This window comes from Enterococcus sp. JNUCC 77, from assembly GCF_054819945.1.
In genome coordinates this window covers 496,295-516,535 of the sequence record NZ_JBTHIG010000001.1, presented here as the reverse complement: position 1 = coordinate 516,535, position 20,241 = coordinate 496,295, and the positions used below count along the sequence as shown (strand labels likewise).

The following is a 20,241-nucleotide window of genomic DNA, read 5'->3' as shown; positions in this document are numbered from 1 at the left end:
CTGTCCCTCCATTAATTTGTTACCACCAGTTTATCATATATTTTAGGATTTTCATTTAGTTTTTATTTCTTGTAATGAAATTGTCCCATTTCCCCAGCGGGCAGGAATAATTTTTTCAGTCGCACCCCAGTTGTCGTGGATTTTGTAATAGCGCTGACCGTCATTACTTTCGTAAAAACCATGCACCACTACCCAATGATTGCCATAGGTTGAACCGAAATATTTCGCTAAACCGATCATCACCGGTTCCCCCGCCAAAATCCGTTTTGTTACCCGTTGCCAAGAACCAATGCTTGTAGATCGTGCTCGAAAAGGTAGCTGATATTTATGAAAATACCAATTTAAACCAAAGCTAATTTGAAGCGGTACTGTCGGCAAATCGATTGGCTGCAAAATTGGTTGCAAGATATCAATCAATTTTTTCTGATTTTCAAAAGGTTGACGAGTCGTCACTGGAATCGTTGGTTTTGCCAAAACATCCTGATAATAAGCCAATAAAACACTGCTGGCATAGGTTCCGCATAAGAAGCCACTAGGTGTCTGCCAGTTTTTATAAAAAGAAAAAGCGTTAAGCTCAATCCATTGATTTTTAGGATACAAATAAATTCCTCCTTAACTGAAACGGATAAAGTCTTTTGTATGGTGTATTTACATAATATATATCATAATATAGGAGAAAGGGGCAGATAAAATGGATAAAAATTTATTAAAAGATGATTTATATCAAGCAGTAAATGGTGAATGGTTAGAAACCGCTGAAATCCCTGCCGACAAACCAGCGACTGGCGGCTTTATTGATTTAGTCGATCAAATCGATGATTTATTAATCAATGACACGAAAGAAATGGTTGAAAAGCCAGAATCAGTTCAAGATGACTTGCTAAAAGAATATCTGGCTTATTACCAATTAACAAAGGACTTTGCAAAAAGAGATGCCGACGGAGCAACCCCTCTTTTGCCATTACTAAAAAGAGTAACAGACTTACGCAACTTCTCTGATTTAAATAAACAGATTGATTCTTGGGTACTAGATGGGATGCCTTTACCCTTTGGCTTAGAAATCGATGCCGATATGAAAAATACGCAAATCAATGCTTTGTTTGCAGCAACTACCGGTACCATTCTACCAGATAAAACGTATTACGAAAAAGATCATCCTCAAGCTGAACAACTGTTGCAAATGTTTAAAGAAATGACTTTACAGTTATTTGCATTAGCCGGCTACGATTCAGAAACAGCTGAGAAAATAACCGATCAAGCCATTGCTTTTGATAAAGCGTTGGCACCTCATTTGAAAAGCTCGGAAGAAAATGCCGACTATAGTAAAATGTACAATCCGCAAACAGGAACTGAGTTTGTCAAACACTCTCATCACTTTGACTTAGAAAAATTAGTAACTGGTCTGATCGGTCAACTACCTGAAAAAATCATCGTGACTGAACCAGAGTATTTTGAGGCACTAGATCAAATAGTCAACGAAGAAACTTTTGAAAAATTAAAAAGCTGGATGCTAGTCATGACTTTAAATGCTTTAACTGGCTATTTAAGTGAAGAATTTCGTCAAATCGGTGGCAGCTACAATCGTGCTTTATCCGGTGCTGAAGAAGCCCGCCCACAAGAAAAAGCCGCTTACTATTTAGCTTCCGGTCGTTTTGATCAAGTCGTTGGTAATTATTACGGTGAAAAATATTTTGGTGCCACAGCCAAAGCAGATGTCAAAAAAATGGTGACCACCATGATTGGTGTCTATCAAGACCGTTTAAACAACAATGCTTGGTTAAGTCCAGCAACTAAAGAAAAAGCCATCTTAAAACTAAGTACCCTCGGTGTGCATGTGGGTTATCCTGATAGTATTCCGGAAATTTATCAACAATTTCGCGTCACAACAGCAGAAGATGGCGGTACTTTATTAACCAATGCCCTCCATTTTGCAAAACTAGTTCGGCTTGATAATTTCAGCAAATGGAATCAACCAGTCGATCGCGACGAATGGGAAATGAGCGCTTCAACAGTGAATGCGTATTACCATCCTTTTAGAAATATCATTGTTTTTCCAGCGGCGATCTTACAGGCGCCTTTTTACAGCCTAGAACAATCTGCCAGTCAAAACTTTGGTGGTATCGGAGCCGTGATTGCTCATGAAATTTCTCATGCCTTTGATAACAATGGCGCACTATTTGATGAATACGGCAATATGAATAACTGGTGGACTGAAGATGACACGACCCATTTCCAACAATTAGCAGATGACATGATTGCCCAATTTGATGGTTTAGAAATTGCTGGTGGCAAAGTCAACGGTAAATTAACTGTCTCAGAAAATATTGCCGATGCCGGCGGTTTGAGTTGTGCCTTAGAAGCTACTAAAAAAGAAGCTGAGGTAGATTTAGCTGCCTTCTTTATCAACTGGGCAACCATTTGGCGGATGAAAGCTCGAGAAGAATATAGTCAATTATTATTGGCTGTCGATGTTCATGCACCAAATAAATTAAGAGCCAACGTCCAAGTGAAAAATCTCCCTGAATTTTATGATACTTTCCATGTGACAGAATCAGACAATATGTATTTAGCACCAGAAAAACGAGTGAGTATTTGGTAAATAAAAAAAAGGTCTTCGCAGCAATTTGCGAAGACCTTTTATCTAATTATGCTTTTGGTTTACGAGAATCAATTGCGTATTGACGACGTCCGCCTGGTTTTGGTACTAAATCACCTAGCATAATGCCAAAGCCACCTTCAACGCGTAATTCGTGACCATTTGTATAGTCAGAACGTTTGCTGGCTAAGAATAAAGCACTGTTTGCAATATCTTGTACATCACCGATACGACGAGAAGCGACCATCCGACGACGACCTTCTTCTACTTCAACATCTTCATAGAATTTAGTTGAAAGAGGTGTTTTAACAAAACAAGGTAAAATACAGTTACTGCGGACACCATATTGTCCCCATTCAGCTGCGATTTGTTTCGACATCATGTTTACGCCAGCTTTAGATGGGCTGTAAGCACCTGAATAAGTTTCTGGTGAAATTGAGGCAATAGTTGAGATATGAACCATTCTTCCGCCTTGTTGTTCGATCATGACTTGACCCACTCGTTGTGAGATTAAGAAGTAACCATTCAAGTTGACATCGATTACTTGTTTCCATTCATCAAATGGTAGGTCTTCTAATGGACTAAATTTCAAGATGGCTGCTGTATTCACTAATACATCAATCCGACCAAAGTCAGCTTTTACATCTTTAATTAATGCTTCCACTTGTTCTTCAACTGTTGAGTTACATGCATAACCTTCAGCTTTTACATTGTAAGTATTTGCCAATTCTTTTGCATATGCTGCAGTGGCTTCTTTATTTAAGTCGACTAACGCCATGTTTGCGCCTTGTTCTGCGAAATCATTAGCAATTTTACGACCCATTCCACCTAATGCACCAGTAATTAAAACGACGTCGCCTGCTAAATTTAACCATGAATTTTCCATATTAATAAAAACGCTCCTTTTAAGTTTGTTATTACTATCACTATACTTTATCTATTCCCATGATACTAATTGGTATTTTCAATTAATCGATAGCTTGTGACAATAGTTTCAAAGTTGCTGGATTTGTCTGATAAATTGCCAGCTATAATCCTCATCGATTGGATATAACAACACCGGATTTAATAGTAAAACCGGATAATCCAACTGAAAAAAAACTTCCGCAAACCGATTAGCAGCAATCTCACTTAAAGCATGTATCCGCGCTTTTCGTTTGAAGGGTCCGGTTTTATAAGTCACGTGCTTTTCTTTCGTGAATAACTGATCTTGTTCCTCTAGAAAATGAAAAAGTTCGTGGGCTTGTAAAATTTCAGTCAAACTGGCTTTTCCCGTTAAGAAAGCCAAATTAGGCTCTGCTTGAAGCAATTCATTTCCTACATCAATTAAAGTTTGATTGACTCTGATCATATCCGGCTGTTGAAACTCGGCTAAGACATGATTGAAGCTAACCTTAGTCGTATCTTCAAATGTTTCCAGCTGTAATTGATAGTCCGTCAACCATTCAGCTAATTTTTCCCCTCGTAACTTTTCAGCGATTCCTTCACCACAAGCCTCTGCCTGAGAAATTAACTCAGAGCGTTGCGCCAGCGGTATTTTGTTGTACAAATGATCTTGTTGCAACAAATATGCTGCGAAAATATTTCGCGGTTCTTTTGCTAAAGTTAAGATAGTTGATGCAAATACTTCCATAATAGCTCCTAAATAAATCGGTTGGCAGCGATGATGATAACTTCTTCATCACCCATGATTTCACTCATTTCAATATCGATCAGCATTGTTAACTGTTGAAAATCTGTATTGGAAAAGTCTAATAAGCGTGGACCGACACAGAAGTAATAGTCAGGCCGTAAAATAATATCACTTTGATAGTTGGCCATGCTGTCCCATAATTTGCTGACTTGTTCTAAATAGCTAGACATCGTTGTGTGGACCACTTGGGCGTGTTCTCTTTGTACTCTGATAAAGCCTTTTTTATCGATTACGCGAATGCCATTTCCTTTATTATTAGAAGCGCCAAAGATAGTGAAGAAATCAGTCTTATCGATTAATTTCACTTCTTCCTTCGGCAAACGGAAATCTTGTACTGCTAAATCAAAAGCTTCTTCTTCATTTGGTGCACCGTCTAACTCGGCTGCTTGAGCGGCAGTCGCGCCACTAGCGCGAGCGGTAATTTTTTGTGTTTGCGGATCGATTTCGATATGGACTTCGATACTGGCTTCAGTCGCGCCACTTTCAATCGCTTTATTGGTTACTTCTTGTTTAATCGACTGAATATCTGCTTTAGTTGGACTAGGAACAATTCTTTCCACCACATCTTGCACCGCTGCCAAAGCCACCCCAATCGAGGATATTACTTCCGCATTTTCCGGAATTTTATAGCTTAGATCCATTTTTTGCGCTGCATATTTGATTAATGATGCGACACCGCCGCCAACTCCAACTAGGGTCATTTGATTTTTTTCAAGATGGTATTTTTTTGCTAGGTTTTCAATTTCAGGAACAATCTTTTCTACTGCTTTATCTAAGATCTGTTGCGCCACTTCTTCAACTGTTAAGTTTAAATATTCCGCTAAAGGCAACATCGCTTTTCTAGCAGAATTTGGATAACCAAAAGAGAAATCTTCTTCAGTAACATAGCCTAGAACATTAGCGGCACAGGAATTGGTAATAGTTACTCGTTTGCCTGAGGCTAATTTGATTGCTACATAGTCAGCAGGATCGCCTTCTTTTGGTGCAAATAATTCTAATTCAGGATCAACAATTTCTTCCTCAGGAGTGTAAACAGCATATTCTAAACCAGCAATATGGGCACTTCGAGGTCCTACGTCTTTAACGCCTGAATGACTGACCCGAATCATTGATCCGCCAGCGACTCCTAATACGCGGACATCTAAAGAGTTAACATAGGTTTTGTGACCAGAAATTTCTGAATAATCGATTACTGGACGACCATTTTTGATGACACCTAAATTTGTCGATGTTCCACCAACTTCAAAGTAAATCCCATTTGAGGTACGCAAATACATCAAGGCACCCATCACGCTTGCAGCAGGTCCTGATAACATAGTTAAAACAGGGCGTTTTTTCATTTCTACCACGTCCATTAAGCCACCATCGCCTCGCATAATCATCAAAGGGACATCAACGCCAGATGAACGCACACTAGATTCAGTAGAATTAGCAGTCTCTAACATTTTAGGCAAAATTGACGCATTGATAGTTGCTGTCCGGGTGCGGCGTGACAAGCCATAAAGCTTGGTCATTTCAGATGCCAGCGTAACTTGAACACCCTTTTCTTTAGCAATCTTAGCAATATGCTCTTCACAACTTAAATCATCTACCCCAAAAGCAGAACTAGCAACGATTACTTCGACGCCTTCTGCCACCAATTCATCGATCATTTTTCCAATCGCTTCATCAGTTAATTGTTTCGCAGGTAAATAACGGGATAAGATATGAATGCTTCTTCCCGTTCCTAAATCTATATCTTTTAAATTGGTTTGGAATTTGGCTAATAAGCCTTCCACCCCATTTTTCGCAGTCGAAATAATCCCAATTTTTGCCACATCACCTTCTAAAAGAGCATTAGTCGCTTGCGTCGTACTGTGGGCAACAAAAACTACTTCTTCAGGTTCAATCTTGTATTCAGCCAAAACTTTTAAAAAAGAATTGACGACCCCTTCAGCCACACCTTGCTCATGATCATGAGTGGTTTTCACTGAAGATTTCCCAATAATTTCTTGGCTATCATTATCAATTGCGACGGCTTTTGTATGGGTGCCTCCCACATCAATTCCAATTCGTACACGCCGACTCATAAAGCTTCTCCTCTTTCATATTAAGGTATTAATTTTTCCAAAATTAGTTTTATTTTCAAGCCGTATACCATTCAACTAGTTTGATACTTGGTTGAGTTGAACTGGCATCCTCTTTCATACTAAAGTAATAATTTTTTCCAAAAATTAGTTCTATTTTCAAACCGTATACCATTCAACTAGTTTGATACTTAGTTAAGTTGAACTGGCATCCTCTTTCATATTAAGGTATTAATTTTTCCAAGCAACTTAAAGTGGATTATTCATCAGAAAGTTACAGATTTCTAAAATTAAGGCAATGACTGTTCCAGGAATCAGTGCAACTTTCATATAAGAAACTGTATTGATCCGATTAAAGCCTAAGCCCCAGGCATTCCAAGAAATCGTAATATCAAAATGGGCCATCCCGATTAAGACTGCCGCAAACAACGGATATAAAAATGTGGTCGGATAGCCAGTGGTATTAATTACCACCGCTAGTAAAGCTGCACCAGAGCCGATTAACGACAGCGGTCCTTTGAACCAAGTTAATGGTGCCAAAATCCCGAAGATAATACATAAAATCAATGGAGATGTTGGAATAATTCCGCCAATAATTGTTTGGAAATATGGCGCTGCAAAAGCCGCCGACTGATTAAACATCGCTAAAGTAATCCAAAAAGCTACTAATGAAGACATGTCTTTCACACCTTCAGTAAATAAATAGGATATCGTCCGACAAGCTTCTCTAAAGCCATTATTCAATCGTCCACAGATAGCTAAGCCATAAATACTAGCTAGCACAAAACACAAGATGACTGGTAGTTGAAAAGCCACCACACCAACCACCGGAATAAATGGTGTAATCAAAGAAATACTTGGTGCATCTTTGACTTCAGCACTTTTGGTAGCTGCCCAAGAATAGGTCAAGTTCCCCATCTTTAAATAAATCATTGAAGCAATCGAAACAATTGCTAACATAATCACAAAAGCCAGCAAACCAAAAGGCAAATAATCATTATATGTATACTCAGGGCCGCCAACTGCATTACCAAAAAATGCTTGGTACTGACCAAAATTAATTGGATTTAAAAATATCCCAGCCGCAACTGAACCTGAAAATGAGAAGAAGGCAATTACTTTTGGCACACCGATTGAAAATAAGATTGGTAAGATAATCATTGCGATGGCAATTACTGAACCACCACCGGTCATCGAAGTAAAGATCAATCCGGTAATCAAATTGATCACTAACAAAATAATCGCTAAATTATCGCCACCTAGTTCGACACTTTTTCGAATAATCGTTGCAGCAATACCTGTTTCTAATAAAATCCGTCCAAAAAAAGCCCCTAGAAATATATTCATTAAACTAGGTCCGTAGCGTTCTGGTCCGGTTTGATAGACAGAAATTAGCATTTCATTGACACTCATCCCAGCAAAAGCAGCATTTGGATTTAGTAAATTACCAATAATCGGCAGCACTGTCCAAATCGTTGCCATAATAATGAAGCCAACCATTAAGTTGTAGCCTTTTATACAATAGATAACCATTCCCACAAAGGAAAGAATTAAAATGATCCCAATAATAATATCCATGGGTACCCCCTCTAAATTACCTCGTTATGAACAAACTTTTCTCATCATAACTATTAAATCATAGAAAAACAAGGAGGGAACGATTATTAAACCGTTTTCCCTCCATGATTCTTAATTAATCATGCATCTTATCAAAAGCACTGTAACCAAAAATTCGTTTGTGTTGCACTACTAAGTAACCCATCATCAAAATGGCTAGAATTGCAAATACCAATAATAGTGCCATCATAATGTAGACTGCTTGTGTTTCACCAACTGAGCTAGTCATTGAAGCAACAATGAATGGTAAGAAAGTACTAGCCAATCCCATCCAAGTATAATAAATCCCAGTATTTCGACCTTTTGGACCTGGAATAAACATTTGACGTAAGCTCAAACCAGCTTGTAAGGCACCACCTGCAGCAAAGAATCCTAAGCAAGCAATACTTACATAAACGATGGCTGGTGAACGGAAAACCAATACGATTGCCAAGGCAACAGCTGTGAAGATTGAATCAATTAATAATACTTTCAACGGATTCCATCTTAATTTACCCATCACTACTGCCCAGAAGATTACCGCAATAATTGAACCTAAAGTGTAAATTGAAGTTAAACCAGCGGCTTGTGTTTCAGATAAGCCAGCATTGTTTAAACCGAAAGCTTTTGTATATTGTTGTGCGCCATACATGATGAACATACAAACGAAACCGTAAAACATAGTAATGAAGTTTACTAAAAAGTTCGGTTTTACTAACATTTTTGCTTTTGCTTCGGCGATTTCTTTATTAATCACGTCTTTACTAGCGTTACTATTTTTATCTTTTTTGCTTTCTTTCATCTGATCGTCATACACGAATGGTGAAACGATCGCCATAATTAAACAAACCACCGACATTACTAACGGCAAGATAATGCTTAATTGTGGTTGACCACTAGCGGCAAAATTAACTACCAATAATGGATAAACGACACCTGAAATAGATACGAATAATTTAATTCCTAAAAGTGCTGAAGCTGAATATTTCGGTGCGCTTTCTTGAACTGCTGGATATAATGATGCATCCCAGAAACCTGATGTAGCAACCCCTGCGATAAAGGCACAAATACTGGCAATCACCATGCTGTTGGTAATTAGCAAGCCACTAAAGCATAGTACATATAAAATTGCACCGCCGATCGCCATTTTTTTACGACCAACTTTATCAGAAATTTCTCCACCAATCCAAACAGAGATGAATTTACCAAAACCAGTTGCTGTGATAGCTAATGAAACTGCTGCAGCTCCGGCTGTTGCATCTACATAACCCCATTTTTCAGAAAAGTAGGGAATATTTTGACTTAAAATTAATGCTTGCATCCCATGTGTAAAATAGCACAAATACACCGTGATTAAAGAGGCAATATATTTTTTCGCTTTCATGTTGTTACTCCTTTTTAAAAGTAGCAGAGATGGCCATCTTTCATGCCATCTCGGCAATAATCAGATTATTTTGGTCGTACAGGTAATTCTTCCCCAGTAAAGATCTTAAAGGCTGCTTTTCCTTGTTCTAGTAACATGCCAGCACCAGTCACAGTTTTTAAGCCAGCTGCTTCTGCATCTTGGATTAGTTGTGTTTTTGGCGGATTGTAGATGGCATCTGCCACTGTTAAGTTTTCATGGAAGACACTTGTATCAGCAATCGGTGTTTTCGTGTTGCCTTCACCCATTCCAACAGTTGTACCATTAACTAAAATGTCAGCAGCGGCAATTTTTGATTTCAACAAATCAGCATCTAATAAGTCATAGATGGCGATATCTAAATCAGGATATTGTGCTTTGACTTTTTCAACTGTTTCTTCGCCTTTTGCAAAGAAATCATCTTTAATGTTAAAGATTGAAACTGAAGCGGCACCTTCAATTGCTACTTGTACTTGAATCGCTGTAGCCGCGCCACCAGTACCGATGATGACAAGATGTTTACCTTCAACTTCTACGCCATTGTTTTTTAAGTTATTCACAAAACCCATACCATCTGTGATATGACCGATTAATTTACCATCTTTATTTTGGAAAGTATTAATGGCACCAACCATTTGTGCTGCTGGAGATAATTCATCCATGTATTTAGACATTTCAACTTTACAAGGCATAGTCACATTTCCGCCTGGCATGTCAAAAGTTTTAATAGCATCAATTGCGTTTGGTACGTGCTCTACATCCACATCATAGGCCAAGTAGACAGCATCGATTTTTAATTGTTCAAAGGCATAATTGTACATTGCAGGTGAGCCAGAATGACCGACTGGGCTGCCAACTAAACCATACATTTTTGTTTTTCCTGAAATACTTTCTAGCATCTTATTTACTTCCTTTTTCAACGAATTTTTATCTGCGAGACTTATTATACTATAATCTCACCTTCATGAGTTTATCAGATTACAAATTAGCCTAATAATTCAGGCCAAGCTTGTTTAATCACATCAATACTTGTTTCGTAATTCATGTTTGCAGATTTTTGATAACCTAAAGCTAGGATTGGATCAGAAATAACTTCAGTACCAACAACCCGTGGTTTGATTCCGTGTTCCTTGATGGCTTTTAGGAAACCAACTGTATCGCCCCAACCAGTACCTGGGCAAAGACGATCATGCATACTTTCATCCCGTAAGATTGTATCTGGGTAGCGACGTTCTAATACGTCACAGATTTGAATAGAAACAACTTTTTCAGCTGGTACATCTTTCAAATCTTCTTTCATAGTATCAGCTCTTGCCCAATGCCAAGTATCTAAAATCAACATCCCGTTGTCGCAATCAGCTTTTTTCACAATGTTCCAAGCGCTTTTCAAATCTGGCACACCAGAATATGGCATGAATTCTAAACCAATCACTAATTCTTTTGCCCGTTCACATAATTCTTGGAAAGCTTTTACGTGAACTTCTTCAGGATAATGTTCCATTAAACCACAGTTGATATGACCAACTCCGAATAAACGAGCCATATGATAAACAGTTTGTTCTTTAAATTGTTGTAACAACGTTTCTGGTGTTTCAACTGTTTTATTTGGGTCGCACCATAAAGTAATATATTCTACTTCTGTTACTTTCATATCGTTTTCAGCTAAGATTTCTAACATTCTATCATCAGAATAACCTTGTTTCACTGCCAACATATAAGTTTCGGCACGTAAACCAATACCGTCAAAACCAGCTGCTTTAGCTGTTTTTACCCGTTCTTCAAAATCGATATCCACGCCTAATGTGTAAGAGCTGATAGTTAATGGTACTTTTGTCATGTTGATTTCCTCCTAAATTTTACGACTATCTGTCAATTTTTAATAAAGTTACTTGATTCACAAAAGAAAGTAAAAAAATCAGCGGGAGTGGAAATATTTTTCAAAAAATTTTTTTCCCTCATGCTTTAAATAATTGTAACTTTTTTCACAATCATTTCTTGGTTTCATTTTAACCGCTGAGGTTTTAAATTTCTAATTGGTTTTACCCAAAAAATCTATAGGTAAAAGATATAGATTTTTGTTATAATGATAAAAATGACTATTAGGAGCTTCATAATGAATTTACAACATTTAAAATACTTTGACGTTTTAGCAAACGAACAACATTATACCCGCTCTAGTAAAATCTTAAATGTCACCCAACCCAGCTTGAGTAATGCCATCTCTTCACTGGAAAGTGAGTTAGGTATTACGTTATTTGAAAAAAAAGGACGCAACGTTGTTTTAACAAAACCAGGAATGATTTTTCATGATTATGTCAAAAAAACTTTGCAGACCTTAGATACTGGGATTGAAACAGTTGAAAAAATCAGTCGTGGTAGCGGCTTTATTAGTTTTGCCTTTTTACCAGTATTGGGGACAACTTATGTACCTAATTTAACCAGACTTTTTTTAGCAGCCAATCAAAATCAGCAAATTCAATTTGATTTTCATACATCAGACGGTGTTTCTAAGCGGATCGTGGAAGGCGTCCGTAATATGAAATATGATATCGGCATCTGTTCGTATATCCCAAACGAGCCATCGATTGAATTTCTACCAGTTGCTAGCCAAGAATTGGTCGTGATTGCCCCACTAGATCATCCACTGGCTAAATTTGATGAAATTTACTTAGAGCAGACGCAGCCTTTTGAACAAATTGTCTTTAGTAAAAATAGCGGTTTGCGGGATATTGTTGATGAATTATTTCAAAAAAATAATAGCACTTACAAAATCGGCTATGAGGTCACTGTTGATCAAGTGATTGCCGGCTTAGTCAGCCAAGGATTTGGCATTGCAGTAGTACCAAATATGTATATTCTGAAGCATTTACCTTTGAAGACTATCCATTTAAAAAATATTACCCGCTCCCGCAGTTTTTACTTAGTGACTAACAAAGAAGCTTATTTAACCCCTGCCGTCATAAATTTTAAAGAGTTTGTCTTGGCACATTCCTCACCTGATGAGATTGTCTATTAACAAAAAACCTCTTAGGACACAAAAAGCGTCCTAAGAGGTTTTTTTTGATCTAAATTAGATTTTTTTCTGTTGGATCAATTGCTGGTTGAAAGGTTTTGATTTCTTCGATGATAGCTAACAATTCTTTGTGAGCCGTCATATAATCATCAATTTTATCTCCATAAGTTTCGTTGAAGCCTTCGATGTCACCTTTAACAAAGGCGTACTCGTAATTGTAAACTTCGTTATATGCTGTTGCGAAACGTTTCAATAAATCCATTTTTTCAGCTAAGTGTAGAGCCATTTGAATCGTACGAAAATCACTATAACCTAGTTCAAACTGAACTGCCCAAATTCGAATAAAAGGATGTCCTGCTTTAATATGCAAAAAGTGATGTTCTGTATTCCAAGCTAAATTTTCTAACGAACCGCGTACATCTAACATAAAATCATCTTCTTTATTTTTTTTGTCACTTTGCAGCTAATTTATTAAAATGCAAAGTGATAAGACTCAACTTATTCTGTTTCCATAATTTGAACAACCGTTTCATAAGGATAATACTTGCTTGCAAAATCTTTTTTGAAATTACCAGTTATATGATGGAAAACATCATAAGGAAATTCGTTTTCAGGATTTTCAATCACTGGCTTTAGCTCTGTTAATAATTCTTTTTTCTCTGCCAACTGTTGAATAGCAGAAATCTCCATCAGACTGGCAACATATTCTACTAAATAGTTTTCGTAATAAATTTTTTCCAAGCTAATTCCTTTGGCATGGTTGCTACTAATCGATTCAGTTAACAAGTCTACTAACCTGTCTTCGTTTTCTGATTGTCCTACGACTTGATCTAGTTGCGCAATCAGATTTTCTTCGCTTAAAGCACTGTAATCATTTTTTGCGATACCTTTAGCAAAGGTATCCACCAAAAACAAAGAGCGGTCCATCATTTGTAATAATTTTTTGGCCATAAAAGTGATGGCTTCACTATCAACATCATTCAAGACGATTTCTTGTGCTTCTTTCGCAATTTTTTCAGCAACCGGTAAAATTCTTTGGGGTGTTTCTAAAGCATTAGTTAAAAAAGTATTGGCTAAATTACTTAAGATCATTTCAAATTTTTCTTGTGTATCCATCGGGACACCTCCTATTACTTATTATAAATAAGTAAATGATTTAGTCAAAAAAAGCTCCTCCCCAGATATTGAGGAGGAGCTTTTTATTAATGTCCTTTTTGATAAGATAAATAGTAAGCTAGTGAGACAAAACAAACGCCACCAACCACATTACCTAAATAAACCGGGATGATATTGTAGAAGAAAGCACCAATCCCGATATGCCCTTCAATAATGGCATTCGACAAGACAAACATATTCGCAACACTATGCTGAAAACCTAGTAAAACAAAGATCATGATCGGAAACCAAATACCCAATATTTTTGATGTGCCATCTTTTCCAGCATAAGACAGCCAAACACCTAGACCGACAAACCAGTTACAGCCAATCCCTGATATAAAAGCTTGTAAAGGCGTCGCCGCAACTTTTGCATCTGCGACAGAAGTTAATTCATGGAGAAAATCACCACTGCTTGTTAAGCCTACGATATGTCCAAAGAAATAAGCTACAAATATGGCCCCTAAAAAATTCGCAAAAGTAATAATTGCCCAATTATTCAAAACATCTACGGCTTTGATTTTTTTATTAATCCATGCGCTTGAGACAGCCACCATGTTCCCGGTAACTAATTCGCCACCGGCTAATAAAATGACGATTAAACCAATAGGGAAAACCGACGCACCTAATAAGTTTCCTAGAAAGACCAGTGTTTCAGGTGTTTGGGCAACAATTTTCATATAAGCCACATAGCTCAACGAAATCATTGCCCCACCGATAAAGCCTAGAATCATTTTCGCAAGCAAATTTTTCTGTGTTTTTTCCAAACCTTTAGTCGCACAAATGTCCGCTGTTTCTTGCGGTGAATACATTTTTCCACATCCTCTATGATCATTTTTTCACATTTCAAGTTATTTTACACAATTTTCCCTAAGATAAAAAGGTGTTTTCGTGAAAAATTTCGCTAAAAAATAATAATCCGCTTAAATTTTAGAGTTATTTGATTGGGATAGCTATTTTGGTATCTTAAATTCTAATAAAAAAAGCACTAGAGGATTTATTTTGATCCTCTAGTGTTTCTGAATTTTAATATGATTGGTAAGAAAATAAGGGTTGCTGCCGAGACAAAGAATGAGACTTTGTATAGTAAAGTCGCTTGATAGATCACTGTGACAAAATTATCTTTAGGAAACTTAGTTAGTCTTATTTTGCCATTTTTAGCTACTTTAAAGGACAAGTCTTTTCCATCAGAATCTTTTACCGTCACGCCTTTGTAGCCAGCTATTGGCAGCTCTACAGTGCTATTTGCGACAATCTTCTCAGTATTTACTTTGGCCCGATTCCCTGTCATGGTGTAGTCGATGGTTGTTTTCTCTTGATTGATTTTCCCTTGTTTATTCAAATATTCATATGGATCAGCAATTTTTGGCAAATAATCAAACATACTGAGACTGACTTCATTATAATAGCCATCTTTTTGCAAATCAGTCGCTGTCGTGTATTTTTCCATAATCTTTTGACTGGTTAAATATTGAGAAACCAGCAGCGGCGTAGCTAAATATAATAGCAAACTAACTGTAATTAACAAGCCACTGTGTTTACTAAAGGCCGTCAACACTTCGGCAAAAAAGAGACTGCCACAGACTGCTCCTAGTAAAGTCGCCAATAAATTTAAACGAAATGGAAACTGGATAATCTGAATGAAGCTATCTTCCAAGTAATCCCAGGGAAATACATTGGTCGTCATAAAAATCAGCAAGCCAGTCATAATCAGTAGCAAAAAGCCAAACTTATTGCGGAAAAGATTTTTCTTACCTGGTAAAAAGAAAAGCAACAAACTACCTAAGTAAGGAATCAATATAAAAATACCGACTGTATAATAACTATATTTTTCCGGTGATACGAATGAAAAGAGATACGCCAAGGAACCAGTCATCTGGGCGCCTTCAACTAAACTGGCTTGATAAGCACCGGTAATATCCAGATGCTGCATCTGTTCAAGCATCGGAACCAAACAAAAAGCACTGAGTAAAGCCGCCATCGCGCCACTGAAAATTAATTGTTTCCAGACAGTCACTGACCATTTCGGAATGAGTAACAATAAACAAATCACTAAAAATAAAACTACTAACAATGAACTAACAAAGTGAGTATAAATTAAGCCTGCCATTCCAAAAATCAGCCAGCTTTTCTTCTTACCTTGATCAAAAAAGAGACTGAAAAATCCTGCCATAATTAATGGTAAGAAGACAAAAGCCGCACCTTCACCAAGAGCCGTCCGCATAAAAATATTCACTAGGCGATACTGAGAAAAACTATAGACAACCGCAAAAATAAATGGCGCTATTTTCATCCCTTTATCTGATAATGGCAAAAGCTGTAGTTTTAAGAAATAGCGCATCCCATAATAAGCACTGAGTAAAGTCAGAAAAGTTAAGAGCAATACATATAAATAATAGCCTTTAAAAATATTTCCTACCACCATGGTTAAAAGCGCCAATGGCAATACCGTCGTTTCATATGGATAAAATAAATTTACCCCATAGGCATATTGAAAAGGTGAAAAATTCCCTACTCCAGTCGGATAACCCATTTCCTTTAATTGATCAGTCATACTAAATGTGCGCATGAAATGAAAGGCAAGATCATCTCCTTGTAACAATTGAAAATGTGGCGAAGTTAATCTTAACATCGGTAATGTATAAATAAAGCTGATAACTAGAAATAATCCTAGTAAGCTGATGGTTTTTTTGAACGTCATTTTATTTCCCCTAAAAATTTTTTCTCTCACCATTATACTAGAACAAATAAAAAAGAGTCAGCTTCTGCCAACTCTTTTAAAAATTTATTTACCAGCACGTTTTACATAAGTGCCTTCTTGAGTATTGATTTCTAATAATTCTTCTGCTTCTACAAAGTCTGGCACGTTAACTACTAAACCAGTTTCCATTGTTGCTGGTTTACCAGAACCAGTCACTGTTGCCCCTTTAATTGAAGGTTGCGTCTCAGTCACTCGTAGAACAACTGTTGTTGGTAATGTAACTCCGATAACTTCGTCGCCGAAGAATTGGATTTTTACTTCCATATTTTCTAGTAAATATTTCATTTCTTGTTCGATCGTGTCTAATGGTAATTCATATTGTTCATAAGTTTCTAAATCCATGAAGACAGCCACATCATCTTGGCTATATAAATATTGAACACTTTTTGTTTCAATGATGGCTTGTTCAAATTTTTCTTCAGGGCGGAAAGTTGTGTCATAAGTTGAACCAGAGCGAACATCTCTCAGTTTCATCCGCATTACAGTATTTCCTTTACCTGGTTTGTGGTGGCTTGCTTCTAATACACGGATTAATTTGCCATCTTGGACAAAAGTCATACCGGCTTTTAAATCACTTGCTGAAATCATATATCTCTCTCCTTTAAGATTAGTCGACTCCTCATTTTAACAAATCCCATAGGCAGTGACTAGCTAAACTTACTAGAATCAAATAAACATAAAATAAATCTCGCATTTGATTTGAATTTCCTCTAAAATAATAAGCAAAGGGGTGAGTTTTATGTTAGACACAATTGAGCTGGTCACAGACAAATGGTGGACTTTTACCAACCTAGAAGATCCAAAACACAAAACGGCTGAATTCACCAAACAATACGGCCTTGAAGGCGTCATCAATGAATTTATCAGTGATTTATACGGTATTATGAAACACACGATGGATCCACTAGAGGCAGAAATGATTTTTTCCGAAGTCAAATTTTGGGATGATTTTAAAAAGAGCAATCGTTTCTTTGAATTTGAAAATGAAGACAACGAGCATGAAATGTTGTTAGAGTTACTGCAACAAATTGCTCATCATTTAGATTTTGTACAAACAACCTTACGTTTAGCCAAATAATAAAGCTTCGAAAAAATGACAGTCATTTTTTCGAAGCTTTATTTTTAAATACGTTTTAGACGTTCTTTGTAAGAATTCCAGCGCGCACTTAATGGTGCAGCCGCTTCTTTGATGGCACAATATTTATCTACCAAAGTAACAATGTAGCTCTCTTTATACTTAGGTGGTGTGATCGTTGCACCCCACATATGCTTAATAATAATGTCACGTTCAAGTGTTGATAATTCAGTAATTTTTTCGGCATTTTTCACGGCGATTCTTGGATGCATGTAAGCATGAGAACCTTCGTCAAATTTTGTTGTATGCCAATCATAATAAAATAAATCATGTAATAAGCCAGCGCGAGCTGTTGCTTTTGCATCTCCGTTAAAACGTTTGGCTAATTTATAACTATTGTATGAAACGCTAATTGAATGCTCCAGACGAGTGGAATTCATATGTTGCGTATAGTTTGCTAATTTTTGTACTTCTTCAGTTGCTAATAAATCTTCTATGTAAGAAAGATATTCTGCATCTTCACGCCAATTTTCCGTCATTGATTAAAAGCTCCTTTTCTGCTGCTACAAAAAAGTATAACACGGCTTTGGTACGAGTAGGGCGCTGACAAAAAAAAGTTGTTTAATTTTAAATCTTTCTTTACACTTTTTAAGCTTGGTTTATTAAATGAAACATTAATATGCCCCCAGCAATCGCTACATTTAATGACTCTGCTTGGCCTTTCATTTCAATGTAAGTTGTCACATCTACTTGCCCCAACACTTCCTCTGAAACACCTTGTCCTTCATTTCCTAGCACCAATGCAAAGTTTTCTGGTGGTGTCACTGTGCGATAATCCTTGGCTTGTTTGTCTAACGCCGTCCCGATAATTAAACCAGTCTCTTTAAAATCAGCCATCACGGTCATTATATTTTGACTGACTACCGACAAATGATACAAACTGCCTTGGGTACTCCGCAAAGTTTTAGGATTATATAAGTCTGCTGAGCCGTCACCTAAAACCACACCTGAAAAACCTGCCGCATCAGCTGTTCGAATCAAGGTCCCAACATTTCCAGGATCTTGAACATTATCTAAAAGCAGCCAGGCACCACGATAATCAATAGTCGTTTCTTCAGTTGTTTTTGCCACCGCAATAATCCCTTGAGGCGTTGGCTGACTAGCCAAACTTTTCAAGATGTCATCAGAAACCAACGTCATTTCAGGCAATTCAGCAGTAAACCATTTGTCCCATTCCTGCAAGCCCCGTTGACTGACAAAGACTGCTGAAAAAGTAATTCCAGCCTTGTGAGCTTCCTGCACCAAGTGAAAGCCTTCCAACAAATAGCTCCCGGTTTTGTCACGATATTTTTTTTGCTGTAACTTTTTTATTTCTTTAATTAATGGATTTTTTAATGATCCTATTTCTTTCACGAAATCACCTCTTGGACATTATAGCATGAGATTTGTCAGCACTAAAAAAACTCGTTATGATAGATAAAAATAGATTTTATTAGGAGGAATTCATATGAAAATGCGCATGAATGTCACTGGTCGCGTCCAAGGAGTTGGCTTTCGTTATACAACGCATCAAATTGCCAACGAAATCGGTTTGACTGGCACCGTTAAAAACGAAGCAGATGGCAGTGTCTCCATCCAAGCTGTCGGTAGCCAGACACAAATAACCAATTTTATTGATCAACTGAAAAATCCCAAAAATCCCTTTTCCAAAGTAGAGCATATTCAACAAACAATCGACGATACACTGCCTGATTTTAAAACCTTTGATGTGATTTATTAAGAATCTCCTAACCTTAACTAAATTTTCTGATACAATTGAAATAGCCAAAAATCTTTAGTATAGTTATCTTTGTCTGATATTATTTAGTGAAGGAAGAAGTAAATGAATAAATTAAAAAACTGGCTATTAGGGTCAGGTATGTTAGGTCTCGTTATCTTTTTATCCGGCTGTGTCCGCACAACAAGTGACGGTTCACCCGATACTTCAGGAATTGTCTATCGCTTTTTAGTGGTTCCGCTAGAAACATTTTTAGATTGGATGGTTAATAGTTTTGGCTGGGGTTACGGACTAGCCATTATCATTTTAACTGTTATTGTTCGATTGATTATTTTGCCATTAGGTGTTTACCAATCAAAAAAATCACTGGTCCAATCAGAAAAAATGCAAGCCATCAAGCCACAGCTTGATGCCGCTCAAGCAAGACTAAAAGAAGCAACAACACAAGAAGAACAAATGCAAGCACAACAAGATTTACAAGCTGTCTACAAAGAAAATAATATGAGTATGATGGGCGGTATGGGTTGTCTACCATTATTAGTCCAAATGCCAATCTTCTCAGCTTTATATTTCACAGCTCGCTTTTCTGAAGGGATCCAAAGTTCACCATTCTTGTCTCAACGAAGTTATTTATTAGTTGCGATTGTCGCAGGAGCTTACTTCTTACAAAGTTTCATTTCATTAATTGGCATTCCAGAAGAACAGAAAAAAACCATGAAATCAATGATGATTGCCTCACCTTTGATGATCACGGTGATGTCCTTCACGTCTCCAGCTGGTGTGGCTTTATACTGGGTGGTCGGTGGTATCTTTAGTTGTATTCAAACCTTTATTACTAACGTGATTATGCGCCCAAGAATCAAAGCGCAAATCCAAGAAGAATTACGCAAAAACCCACCAAAACAAGTAATTTCTAAAAAACCAATCAAAAAAGCTGAACCAATTAAGTCCCAAAAAAATGTACCAACCAACAAGAAAAATAACAAATCTGGCCAAGGTAGAAACGCCGGAAAACAACAAAAAAGATAATTAAATTATTGTATTTAGCACCTTTCCTTAAATGGGAAGGTGTTTTTTTCTGAAAATGAATAGTTTTTAGATACTTTA

The 20,241-nt window shown here is 37.1% G+C and carries 20 protein-coding genes; 5 read left to right on the top strand and 15 right to left on the bottom strand.

Translation table 11 applies throughout. The features are described 5' to 3' along the window. Positions 1-51: 51 nt before the first annotated feature. Positions 52-600, bottom strand: coding sequence for a hypothetical protein (locus ACVWNY_RS02660; protein ID WP_218324290.1), 549 nt, complete (start codon positions 598-600; stop codon positions 52-54). A gap of 91 nt (positions 601-691) precedes the next feature. Between ACVWNY_RS02660 and ACVWNY_RS02655 the strand changes: the two genes are divergently transcribed. Beyond that, complete coding sequence (locus ACVWNY_RS02655) at positions 692-2,599, top strand: M13 family metallopeptidase (RefSeq protein ID WP_218324289.1); 1,908 nt, start codon at positions 692-694, stop codon at positions 2,597-2,599. Positions 2,600-2,645: 46 nt separating this feature from the next. Here the strand turns inward: ACVWNY_RS02655 and ACVWNY_RS02650 are convergent, their stop codons facing one another. From ACVWNY_RS02650 to ACVWNY_RS02620, 7 genes are all read right to left on the bottom strand, one after another. Next, a complete protein-coding gene (locus ACVWNY_RS02650) occupies positions 2,646-3,482 on the bottom strand; it encodes an SDR family NAD(P)-dependent oxidoreductase (protein WP_218324288.1) in 837 nt (278 codons plus the stop codon). A gap of 108 nt (positions 3,483-3,590) precedes the next feature. Then, positions 3,591-4,229, bottom strand: a complete 639-nt coding sequence (locus tag ACVWNY_RS02645; protein ID WP_218324287.1) for a hypothetical protein — start codon at positions 4,227-4,229, stop codon at positions 3,591-3,593. Between the two features lie 8 nt (positions 4,230-4,237). Next, positions 4,238-6,358: a hydantoinase/oxoprolinase family protein gene (locus ACVWNY_RS02640; protein WP_218324286.1), complete on the bottom strand. Its 2,121-nt coding sequence runs from the start codon at positions 6,356-6,358 to the stop codon at positions 4,238-4,240. Between the two features lie 246 nt (positions 6,359-6,604). Beyond that, the gene (locus tag ACVWNY_RS02635) at positions 6,605-7,933 is read right to left on the bottom strand and encodes a citrate transporter (RefSeq protein WP_218324285.1); all 1,329 of its coding nucleotides are present in this window, start codon (positions 7,931-7,933) and stop codon (positions 6,605-6,607) included. Between the two features lie 115 nt (positions 7,934-8,048). Beyond that, positions 8,049-9,335 carry an MFS transporter gene (locus tag ACVWNY_RS02630; RefSeq protein ID WP_218324284.1) on the bottom strand — a complete coding sequence of 429 codons (1,287 nt, stop codon included), beginning with the start codon at positions 9,333-9,335 and terminating at the stop codon, positions 8,049-8,051. Positions 9,336-9,400: 65 nt separating this feature from the next. Beyond that, the gene (locus ACVWNY_RS02625) at positions 9,401-10,252 is read right to left on the bottom strand and encodes a shikimate dehydrogenase (protein WP_218324283.1); all 852 of its coding nucleotides are present in this window, start codon (positions 10,250-10,252) and stop codon (positions 9,401-9,403) included. A gap of 86 nt (positions 10,253-10,338) precedes the next feature. Continuing rightward, the gene (locus tag ACVWNY_RS02620; protein WP_218324282.1) at positions 10,339-11,190 is read right to left on the bottom strand and encodes a sugar phosphate isomerase/epimerase family protein; all 852 of its coding nucleotides are present in this window, start codon (positions 11,188-11,190) and stop codon (positions 10,339-10,341) included. A 276-nt stretch (positions 11,191-11,466) separates the two neighbouring features. Here ACVWNY_RS02620 and ACVWNY_RS02615 point away from each other — a divergent pair, with 276 nt between their 5' ends. Further along, positions 11,467-12,369 carry a LysR family transcriptional regulator gene (locus ACVWNY_RS02615; protein WP_218324281.1) on the top strand — a complete coding sequence of 301 codons (903 nt, stop codon included), beginning with the start codon at positions 11,467-11,469 and terminating at the stop codon, positions 12,367-12,369. Between the two features lie 49 nt (positions 12,370-12,418). Here the strand turns inward: ACVWNY_RS02615 and ACVWNY_RS02610 are convergent, their stop codons facing one another. The 5 genes from ACVWNY_RS02610 to efp form a co-directional block, all read right to left on the bottom strand. Continuing rightward, a complete protein-coding gene (locus tag ACVWNY_RS02610; protein WP_454071612.1) occupies positions 12,419-12,793 on the bottom strand; it encodes a hypothetical protein in 375 nt (124 codons plus the stop codon). A 71-nt stretch (positions 12,794-12,864) separates the two neighbouring features. After that, the gene (locus ACVWNY_RS02605; protein ID WP_454071611.1) at positions 12,865-13,482 is read right to left on the bottom strand and encodes a hypothetical protein; all 618 of its coding nucleotides are present in this window, start codon (positions 13,480-13,482) and stop codon (positions 12,865-12,867) included. A gap of 86 nt (positions 13,483-13,568) precedes the next feature. Then, complete coding sequence (locus ACVWNY_RS02600; protein WP_454071610.1) at positions 13,569-14,333, bottom strand: formate/nitrite transporter family protein; 765 nt, start codon at positions 14,331-14,333, stop codon at positions 13,569-13,571. 185 nt (positions 14,334-14,518) lie between these two features. After that, positions 14,519-16,222 (bottom strand): hypothetical protein, encoded by a 1,704-nt coding sequence (locus ACVWNY_RS02595; protein WP_454071609.1) that lies wholly within the window; start codon positions 16,220-16,222, stop codon positions 14,519-14,521. 84 nt (positions 16,223-16,306) lie between these two features. Next, on the bottom strand, positions 16,307-16,870 hold the full coding sequence (gene efp, locus ACVWNY_RS02590; RefSeq protein ID WP_218324276.1) for an elongation factor P: 564 nt from the start codon (positions 16,868-16,870) through the stop codon (positions 16,307-16,309). Between the two features lie 151 nt (positions 16,871-17,021). Here efp and ACVWNY_RS02585 point away from each other — a divergent pair, with 151 nt between their 5' ends. Then, positions 17,022-17,360, top strand: a complete 339-nt coding sequence (locus ACVWNY_RS02585; RefSeq protein ID WP_218324275.1) for a hypothetical protein — start codon at positions 17,022-17,024, stop codon at positions 17,358-17,360. 44 nt (positions 17,361-17,404) lie between these two features. Here ACVWNY_RS02585 and ACVWNY_RS02580 read toward each other — a convergent pair whose 3' ends face one another. Both ACVWNY_RS02580 and ACVWNY_RS02575 read right to left on the bottom strand, forming a co-directional pair. Beyond that, complete coding sequence (locus ACVWNY_RS02580; protein WP_218324274.1) at positions 17,405-17,896, bottom strand: HD domain-containing protein; 492 nt, start codon at positions 17,894-17,896, stop codon at positions 17,405-17,407. Between the two features lie 109 nt (positions 17,897-18,005). Next, positions 18,006-18,770 carry a TrmH family RNA methyltransferase gene (locus ACVWNY_RS02575; RefSeq protein WP_454071608.1) on the bottom strand — a complete coding sequence of 255 codons (765 nt, stop codon included), beginning with the start codon at positions 18,768-18,770 and terminating at the stop codon, positions 18,006-18,008. A 94-nt stretch (positions 18,771-18,864) separates the two neighbouring features. Here ACVWNY_RS02575 and ACVWNY_RS02570 point away from each other — a divergent pair, with 94 nt between their 5' ends. Both ACVWNY_RS02570 and yidC read left to right on the top strand, forming a co-directional pair. Continuing rightward, positions 18,865-19,137 (top strand): acylphosphatase, encoded by a 273-nt coding sequence (locus ACVWNY_RS02570; RefSeq protein ID WP_454071607.1) that lies wholly within the window; start codon positions 18,865-18,867, stop codon positions 19,135-19,137. A gap of 102 nt (positions 19,138-19,239) precedes the next feature. Continuing rightward, positions 19,240-20,163, top strand: a complete 924-nt coding sequence (gene yidC, locus ACVWNY_RS02565; RefSeq protein ID WP_438718826.1) for a membrane protein insertase YidC — start codon at positions 19,240-19,242, stop codon at positions 20,161-20,163. Positions 20,164-20,241: the final 78 nt, after the last annotated feature.